Source organism: Microcoleus sp. S28C3 (assembly GCF_036700785.1).
GTDB classification, from domain to species: Bacteria; Cyanobacteriota; Cyanobacteriia; order Cyanobacteriales; family Microcoleaceae; genus Microcoleus; species Microcoleus asticus.
This window is the reverse complement of record NZ_JAUBPO010000174.1, coordinates 1-9,187: the sequence shown is the minus strand read 5'-3', so window position 1 is coordinate 9,187 and position 9,187 is coordinate 1. Positions and strand designations below refer to the sequence as shown.

5 protein-coding genes and 1 pseudogene are annotated in these 9,187 nt (G+C 42.6%); 3 read left to right on the top strand and 3 right to left on the bottom strand.

The genetic code is table 11. The annotated features are described in order from the left end of the window. A pseudogene (locus QUA13_RS30280) lies at positions 1-117 on the top strand (IS630 family transposase); the annotation flags it as partial. Between the two features lie 217 nt (positions 118-334). On the opposite strand, the gene QUA13_RS30275 reads toward QUA13_RS30280, so the two are convergent. Next, positions 335-922, bottom strand: coding sequence for a fasciclin domain-containing protein (locus tag QUA13_RS30275; RefSeq protein WP_333204510.1), 588 nt, complete (start codon positions 920-922; stop codon positions 335-337). Positions 923-987: 65 nt separating this feature from the next. Here QUA13_RS30275 and QUA13_RS30270 point away from each other — a divergent pair, with 65 nt between their 5' ends. After that, a complete protein-coding gene (locus tag QUA13_RS30270) occupies positions 988-3,489 on the top strand; it encodes a CHAT domain-containing tetratricopeptide repeat protein (RefSeq protein ID WP_333204508.1) in 2,502 nt (833 codons plus the stop codon). A 13-nt stretch (positions 3,490-3,502) separates the two neighbouring features. On the opposite strand, the gene QUA13_RS30265 is transcribed toward QUA13_RS30270, so the two are convergent. After that, entirely contained in the window at positions 3,503-4,129 is a 627-nt protein-coding gene (locus tag QUA13_RS30265; RefSeq protein WP_333204506.1) for a hypothetical protein, read from the bottom strand. 145 nt (positions 4,130-4,274) lie between these two features. On the opposite strand from QUA13_RS30265, the gene QUA13_RS30260 reads away from it, so the two are divergent. Next, entirely contained in the window at positions 4,275-4,412 is a 138-nt protein-coding gene (locus QUA13_RS30260) for a hypothetical protein (protein ID WP_333204504.1), read from the top strand. On the opposite strand, the gene QUA13_RS30255 is transcribed toward QUA13_RS30260, so the two are convergent. Continuing rightward, positions 4,409-8,461, bottom strand: a complete 4,053-nt coding sequence (locus QUA13_RS30255; protein WP_333204502.1) for a zinc-ribbon domain-containing protein — start codon at positions 8,459-8,461, stop codon at positions 4,409-4,411. The genes QUA13_RS30260 and QUA13_RS30255 overlap by 4 nt on opposite strands. Positions 8,462-9,187: the final 726 nt, after the last annotated feature.

Genomic DNA, 9,187 nt, shown 5'->3' with positions numbered 1-9,187 from the left:
TTTAAATCAATTGAAGAATTAGAAGTTTTGTTGCATAAGCTTTTAAATGAAGGAGAATTGGTTATCAAATGGGGACGGAAACTTAAAAACAAAGGAAATGCTATTATCACAATTTAAATGCGAAACAGCTTATCTACTTCTTCCTTCTTCTTTCTGATTCTTCGTGTCCTACCCTTCGCGAACGGCTTCGCCGAACGCATCTTCGCGGTTCAATAATACTAATTCTTCGAGTCCAAAGGAGTAAAAAAATTTCGTAGTTGCGCTTCAGCGCTAAAGCGCAACTACGAACCCAATACGAACTTAATACGAACCTAATACAAACCTAAAAATTGCTTCAAGGTTGAAAATCCGGGGGTAAAAGTAAATTGTCTACCCGCACAATTACGCCGTTGCTAGCTTCAATTGACGGTTGAACTCCTTTAACATTATCGTTGATTATCACTCCATCAGGCGCGACGCTAATTTTTACCGTGCCGCCTTCAACAGTTTTGATTTCACCTTTATTCACGTCTTCAGGAGTGACGCTGCTAGCAATTAAATGATATTTCAAAACTCTCGCTAATTTATCCTTGTTTTCCGGCTGGAGTAGCTGCGCGTAGACGGCGGCATTTTTCCGAAAAGCTTGATTGGTAGGAGCGAAAATTGTTAAACGACGCCCCTCTTGTTTCAACGTATCCGTCAAACCAGCAACAGCCAAAGCTGAAGTAAGTGTTTTGAATTCGCTTTCTCTAGCAAGAGTATCCGCAATATTGCCGCCGGAACGCTGAGGGGAGTCAAGCACGGAAGAGGGCTGAAAAACGCTCTGGGATTCGCGCGTAGATTGGGCTAAGACTGGAAAAATCAAGATACTGCTGAGGGTAAAAATTAAACCTAGCACAGCACCCCGATCGCGCCAGTCTTTAGAATTGTTAAATTTGCTCATAATGTATGCGTAAATTTACCGAAAATCATCTACACTCATTATAATCCCTTGAATAAAAGCTGCTTGTGGCGATCGACTGCCAAACATTTTATACCCGATACCTGTTGTTAGCGAGTGCAACGCTTCTGCTGTGGGCGTCTCCATCTCCGGTGCTCTTTTTCTGTCCTCAAATATCTCTGGCACAAACCCCAACAGTTCGCGCCACCAAAAAGTCGGAAGCAGAACAGCTATATCAAGCAGCTACCGAGCAATTAAACAAAAGTCAATTCCGTGCAGCTTTGAAAACATTCGAGCAGGTTTTGGCAACTCTCAGGGAAATTAGCGAACCCCAGGCAGAAGCAGCAACGCTCAACCAAATTGGCTTGGTTTACAACAATCTAGGCGAGTCGCAAAAAGCGCTGAATTACTATCAGCAAGCACTGACAATTTTTCAACAGCAAAAGGCTCGGAAAGAGCAAGGCACAGCCCTGACAAACATCGCGGCAGTTTACCGCAATCTCGGTCAGTATCAAAAAGCTTTGGAATTTTACCAGCAAGCTTTGACGCTGCGGCGCGAAGTGAAAGATGCGGTGGGTGAAGCGGCAACTCTCAATAACATGGCGGCAGTTTACGACAATCTCGGTCAGTATCAAAAATCTCTGGAATTCTACCAACAAGCTTTGGCAATTTTTGAGAAAGTAAATGACGGTAGAGGCAAAGGTACAACTCTCAATAACATTGGACTAAATTACGGCAATCAAGGTGCATATCCAGAAGCTTTATCTTACTACAAACAAGCGCTGGAGATTTTGGAAACAGCGGGCGATCGCATGGGAGTGGGTCGAACTTTAACTAATATCGGTTTTGCTTACAGCAATCTCGCTGAATATCCCAAAGCTTTGGTATCTCTAGAACAAGCTTTGGCAATTCGGCGGGAAATCGGCGATCGCCCCGGAGAAGCTGTCACCCTCGACCGCATGGGAACAGTTCACCGACAGCAAAATTCTTATCAAACAGCGCTGCAATTCTACGAGCAAGCTTTAACCGTTTTTAGGGAAGTAAATAATACTTCGGGCGAAGGCTATACTCTCAGCAATATCGGCGCAACTTTGTTAAAAAGCAGCACCTTTCAAGAAGCAACAAAGAAATTAATGGCGGCGGTGGAAGTTTGGGAAGCGCTGCGACCGGGATTGACTGACGAAAATAAAGTATCGCTGTTTGAAAGGCAAGCTGAAACTTACAGTTTTTTGCAGCAAGCTTTGATTGCTCAAAACAAAACTGAAGCAGCTTTAGAAATTGCGGAAAGAGGCAGGGCGCGAGCATTTGCCGAGCTGTTGGCTTCTCGCTTGGGAACTGAGAAATCCGAGCAGTTGGCGGCGTCCAAACCGCCAAATTTAGCGCAAATTAAACGGATTGCTGCGGAGCAAAAAGCAACATTAATTGAATATTCAATTGTTGATGAAAAAGTTTATATCTGGGCGATCGCACCTGGTGGCGATATTGCCTTCCGCCAAATTGATACTAGCAATTTAAATATTTCCCTGTCTGAGGCGGCGAAGAATACGCTAGTAGCAGCAGCTACGGGCAGAAATCGCGGAGGGCTGCCGGATGCTCGCGCCGCAGAAAGTGGCAATAATTCAGCAAAGGTTTCAGCTCGGAGAATCAACCGCCACTTGCATGAAACCTATAAATTATTGATAGAACCGATCGCAAATATTTTACCAAAAAATGAGGGCGAGCGGGTAATTTTTATCCCCCAAGGCGTGCTGTTTTTAATTCCTTTTGCAGCTTTACAAGATGCCGCCGGCAATTATATAATAGAAAAACATACTATCTCAATTGCACCTTCAATTCAAGTATTAGATTTAACTCGCCAGCACCGGCAGCGCCTGCGATCGCACCCGAACTCGCAAGTATTGGTAGTCGGAAATCCGACAATGCCCAGCATTCGATCGATCCCGGATGAGGCGCCGACACCTTTGAGTCCTTTGCCGGGGGCCGAAAAAGAAGCGATCGCAATTGCGAGCATACTGGGAACGCAAGCAGTTGTCGGCAAGGATGCTACGGAAAGGGCGATCGCGCAGAAGATGTCGCAAGCGAGAATCATTCATTTAGCGACTCACGGATTGCTCAACGAACTTCAAGATCGGAATTTGGGAGTACCGGGGGCGATCGCGCTTGCACCCGATCGCACTCCCCCAACCGGGGCGGGCACGGGGGCACCGCCCCTACATCAAGGGGATGCAGCAGGCGACGGTTTGCTGACTTCTGGGGAGATTTTTCACCTGAAGCTGAACGCGGAATTGGTGGTGCTGAGCGCTTGCAATACGGGCAGGGGAACGATTTCGGGGGATGGGGTGCTTGGGTTGTCGCGATCGTTTATTTCTGCCGGAGTTTCGAGTATTGTGGTATCGCTGTGGTTTGTGCCCGACGCACCGACAGCGGATTTAATGACAGAATTTTACCGTCAATTGCAGCAGAATTCCGATAAAGCGGTGGCGCTGCGGCAGGCGATGTTAGCGACGATGCGGCTGAATCCTCAACCCAGCAATTGGGCGGCTTTTACATTGATTGGGGAAGCGGATTGATGGGGTATAGTGTTTAAGTGCGATCGCCAATTTCAGCATCCAACAGCAATTCACACTGTTGAAACACGTAATTGATCGCGGCAAAAAGCCGATCTAATTCTTGAATTGTATAAAACATTTGATTGCGAGTAAAAACATTAGATTTGAGTTTGCCTAACTGCCAGACTCCCCCATTTGATACAATTCCAAAAACATCTTGCTCTGAGTTTTCATTCAGTCGCTGTGCCGCAATCATTTCCGCCAAACACTGCGCCCATCCATTTTCAAAGTTATCTTGTTTCGCTTCTACTAACAGAAAGTAAGGTTGTTCAAAAACAACTTTTCCTAATGAAGAACGTTTAGCTAAAATATATTCAGGAAATCCAAAAAGATATTGATCGTAGGTGAGAGATTGATGGCTCCACAAAACAAATCCGCTGTAATAGCGCTTCCAAACTTCTTTGATCACTGGATAAATTAAATTTTCGCAAATTGCAAATTCAGAATTGTCAACCACTCCTTCTCGCATTGTAAATTCTAAATCTTCTCGAAAATAGTCAGAGACGTGAAACTCTGTTTCTACTATGAAGTTAGATTCCGTGTAGGTAATCTGAAATTCTTTGAGGACTGAACTGACTGTTTTGTAAGCGCTGAAGGGCATAGTTATTTCCTGTGAAAAACGACGCGAGTTTTACAGACTCGTACAACGTCATGAGCATTAATTTCTTTCCTGGGCAGGTTCGATCGCAATTGCTAATGTCATAGGCTCTACCAAGTTGCTACTTGTATATTAGCAAGCATCTGTTATGGTTCTAGATTACCGCAGTCTTTTCGTGAAAGTCGATCGCCCGTATGACCCCATAAAGCTTGAAACTCAAGCGAAATTTGCAAATCCGCCCTCAAAATTCCGCGACAACGATTTGTTAGCCCGCTTGGTACACTAGAGTTGTACTCTAATTTGAGATAGTTCAACCTCTTCGGATTTGATTGCTCGAATATACCGGAATTTCCATACCTCGATATTTTCAATTATTCTAAAACCTGCTAGTTCTAGTCCACTAACAAACCCTTGAATATCTTTGATGTGGGAAGTTACCTCATAAATCCAGAGCTGTCCATCAAGTTTGATTGTACGGGCTGCTTCTCGAATATAATCAGACATATTCAAACCTATCAGTGACAAATTAAACATCGCAACGTCCAGACAGCTATCCTCTAAAGGCACATGAGTCATATCGCATTCGATGACTGAATCATTGATAGCAATAAAATCAAAACTGTGAACGGTATGCTTACTAGCAAGAGCTTTAGCTATCAACGCTTCCCCACAACCAAAATCAGCCACTACTAAATCCGAGCGCTTCTGAAGCCACTTGATAGCCTCCTCATAAGGAGTAACTGACCAGGTTTTTCGAGCTTCTTGATAAAGCGTATGGTATTGCATCCACTCTTCTGGATTGCCTTGTAAGCGTTCGTAGGTAGTGTGACTGTAGCTGCTATTCCAACGAGCATTCATACGGCTAAAATCACCGTACTGAAAATTACGTCGCTGCACATCTATAGGGTCAACATCTGGAAGTGGAACAAAGATTCTAGGGCGAATAATTGATTTTTGTTCGCCTGTTTTCAATCGTTCTAACCACTGCCGCAAGTCTCGAAATGCTTGAGATTCTGTACGTAGCTGACCTTGAGGCATCACACCATCAACCGCAGCATCGGCAACTGTTTGTTTGTTTTGTAACCGAGCTAATCGCCCCTCATCCCAACTCCAGCGTTCTCCGTTGTCTAAACCATAAGTTACAGGCATGAGGATAGTGAGAGTATCGTGAATTTGCCCCTGACGATTCAATCGCCCTTCTAGCTGCTCTAATTCAGCACTTGTCCAGGGTGGAATATTCAGAATTAGGCGATCGCAAACTCGTTGAAATCCATCGACACCAGTAGCCATTGCACTACTAGCAATCAAAATGTCTGTAGAGCCATCAATAAAATTGTTACGGCCACTCTTATCTCCCCCCATGTGAAAACCGACAGTCCATCCTTCTCCCTCGATCGCCTCTTTTAACTGATCGACAATGCCCTCAACGTAATGAGTATAAACAATTGTTTTTGGTTGAAGTTCCTTCAAAATGGCTGGAATTCTGGCGCGGGTAAGAAGTTGCTCCATCTTTAAAATAGATGTAGCTTTTTCCCGCATTTCATCAACCGAGTGAGTACAATCAACTGGAATCGAAACCCTGTTAATTTTGATCTTGGGCTTGACTCTAGAGCGAATTCCCAGAGTAACAAGCGCCTGATGTAAACGCATACAGTTGTTGAGTGTAGCTGTTTCACCTAAATCCGATCGTTCTACACCTGTTACTAACTCAACTAAACTTTTACCCTCTTTTAGGTTGTTAATTACAGGAGTTGCACTCATTCCAAGCACATTAAGAGCCGGATTCTTCTCCGCTGCATTAGTAATTAGTGCAAGAACCATCTGTCGTCGTTTGGATGGATTATCACTACGATGTTTACAACGATGAATCTCATCTACAATGATGAGGTCAATTTTGTATCGTTCTAGCAGTTGTCGAATGTGAGTAGGTGTTGAGGGTTGCTGGAACATTTCATGATTCAGCAGAATGTAGTGATGTCCCTCCTCAATCTCTAACCAATGAGGATTGAAGTTTTTTATTGTTACTCGACTATCTGGAAAAACGTGCTTGATTTCTCCATGCCAGTTTGGAATTGTATCTAATGGAGAGATAATTATTGTGAGATGAGAATCAATAATGCGGCTGCTAAGAATGCCACCTATCGTTTTACCTGTTCCTGTCAACGAAAGATTTAACATCCGCTTTCGATTGCGTAGCTGTACCGCCGCTAGCTTCTGCATTAAGTTTGGAGGGGTAATTTTGCCATTAATGCGGAATGCCCAACCTGACGGAATTTGCATATCCCGCGCTTGGTTGTATTCGTCAAGAAATTGATCTCTCACCTGACGACCATAACCCTCATCGGTAAATGCTTCTACACCTTCAACAGCAGATTCATCCTCAAAAACTTCTGCCCAAATCCGATTAAGCCTAGAAGCAATAAAGAAATCAATCGCCTCTTGATCTGCTGAAGCAACAACTTGACTGCTTAGAAATTCTAGGCTTTTCTGTACTTTTACTCTTGGCAGTTCATTAGATTTATCAAGTTGTTGTGGAGAATTACCATTTGTTTCAAAAGTTTGAGATGTTTCATCAACAATTTTTAGTTCAGAATCTCCTTTTATATCCTCATCTAAGCTAATCTCAACGTCAGATATTTTGATTTGCTTACCTTGAATTACATCTCGAAGTTTTTGCCCTGTCAGTTTACCCTTGATAATATCTTTGACGATCTTGAGTCCCTCAGTATTCGTTGTATTTAAAACACCGGATTGCTCAAATATTTTATATAGTTCAGCCTGAGTTAGGTTGGGAATATGAACTTCTAAACTAGCAACAAACTGACGGATAGCTTCTATATTCCAGCCAAAGCAACGCGCACAACCGCTATTACCTAAGCTCCACGAACTTTTTGTGATTCCACCTATTTTGGTTTTCCATTCGTAACCGTCAATAGCACACTTAAACCAAACTTCTTGTTGACAACCCCTAGTTACTTTGTTAGGAAATATACCTAGTTTATTATTCTTATCGTGATCCCAATACTGAGATATATAATCAGGATAGAGAGCAATTAATGATGTGGTTTCAGTGGCAACTAACCCTCGACAAGCTGGACAGCCGCTATTCCCGTTTTTCCAAGATTTTCTTGCAATTGCTCTGATAGTTGCTACCCACTCATAACCATCAATAGGACATTTAAAAAAAGCTTCTTTACTCGATCCAGTGGTTAATTTCAGAGGAGCGAGTCCTAGTTCGTTATTTGCTTCGTAAAACCAATACTTAGCAACTTCATCAGAAAATTCAACCCCAATAAGATTTGCTTTACCCCATTCCCCTCGCTTTCTTTCATTAGTACCATTACATACTCGGCATCCAGCATTACCCTTTGACCACTGTTGATTGATTGTTGAGCCAACAATTGCCTGCCATTCATTTCCATCATGAGGACATTTAAACCAAACTTTTTTATTACTACCTAGAGAAAGGGTTGCAGGGTCTAAATTAAGTCCTTTATTTTTTTCATAATCCCAGTATTGACTAACAAGTTCAGGATAAACTTCTATTAAACTAGCCTGTTTTTCAGCCTTCTTTTTTCTACCTGCACACATTGGGCATCCACTTGTTCCATTATCTTTCCAGATGGTGGCAATATCACCAACTTTCTTTTTCCAAGAGTGTCCATCAAGAGGACATTTAAGCCATATATCCTGGAGTAAAGTTCTAGAAACAACATCTTCAGGCTTTAGATATCCATTTTTATCATAGTCCCATAATTTTGCAACTCGTTCTGGATAGAGGACAGCCAAGCTTCTTGAATAGAGTTCTTTCTTTAACCGTTCTTCTTTCTCTTGTTCAGCAAGTGCTTTCACTCTCTCTTCAGCAAGTTTTTCTTTCTTGCGTTCTTCCAAATACTCATGGAATGCAGGATTAATATTCAGAACTTGCCTGACTCTTTCTCTGCTTAGTCCATGCTGATCACCTATCTCTTGATAACTGAGTCCTTGTTGGTAGAGATCCAGAAACTGATTACTTTTCTCAAGCTTTGCCTCTCTAATTTTAGTTAATTTAGATGATTCTTTTTTGCCTTCACTTTCTGCTTCTGGTGAAAAATCTACTCCTCCATCATCATTCTTCCCTTGCCAAATTTGACAAACAGCCTGCCCTAAATCGGTTAGAGAAACCTGATCATCTTTTAATTGAACAAGACCTCTATCCTGAAGATTGAGTAATGTGCTTTTGACAGAAGTATATTTTTTGATGGGTTCAGAGGATAAATATAGCGATTGAAGAATGAGTTTCTGCATCCTACCAAACCCCTTTCTAGCCTCTCGGATATTGTACGCATCATCCATAGCTCAACCTGAATAATTAGAGGTGTCTATGTACTATTTTATAGATAAATGCGGAATATATGCCTAATATAGCCCAAAAACAAATCAGGAGATTTTAGACTAACGGGAGGTCATTGATCCGGGGCTGATGCGGTTGGTGATTTAGACTTGGTTATGGGATGAAACTTACCAAAGTTAGATGGGTGAACTTACCGCCGACGGCATTCGTGACTTCCGCACGACCTATGGGCAGACCACAAACCCTAGCAGCTTCCCCCTTTTTCAATTTACCGGAACCTTCCATAGCAAATAGATCAACAATTGACCCGGAGGTGGTTGCGAGCTTTGGGTTCAGAAGTCGAAATTCTGCTACCTTGGGACTTACGACAGAAAATGGCCGTAGAAATCCAAAAAACTCGGAACTTGTACCAATAGTCTTTTGCTCGATAATTATCAAAGCTATTGTGGAAAACTTGCTGATTTCTGTGGAAAACCCCCCTTTTCCTGTGGAAAACTACCACTAAATTAAGTGCGATCGCTTTAATTCCCTTGATAGCATTTAAAAAATTGGAGGAATTGCGATCGCAAAAATCGCCTTGCTCCTTCATCCCTCAAGCTGCTGTTTGCTGGGGATACACCCTACATTTTTCCTCCTTCCTGCTTCCTCTTTCGGTAGTGCCCTGAAGGAAAGGATCGAGAGAATAAAACTGAATTCAAAGAAAAGTAGGCATTTAGAGTTGTAAATTA

Coding starts and splice junctions, on each gene's coding strand:
- QUA13_RS30260 (WP_333204504.1), top strand. CDS start 4,275: ATGGTTCTAGATTACCGCAGTCTTTTCGTGAAAGTCGATCGCCCGTAT.
- QUA13_RS30255 (WP_333204502.1), bottom strand. CDS start 8,461: ATGGATGATGCGTACAATATCCGAGAGGCTAGAAAGGGGTTTGGTAGG.
- QUA13_RS30265 (WP_333204506.1), bottom strand. CDS start 4,129: ATGCCCTTCAGCGCTTACAAAACAGTCAGTTCAGTCCTCAAAGAATTT.
- QUA13_RS30275 (WP_333204510.1), bottom strand. CDS start 922: ATGAGCAAATTTAACAATTCTAAAGACTGGCGCGATCGGGGTGCTGTG.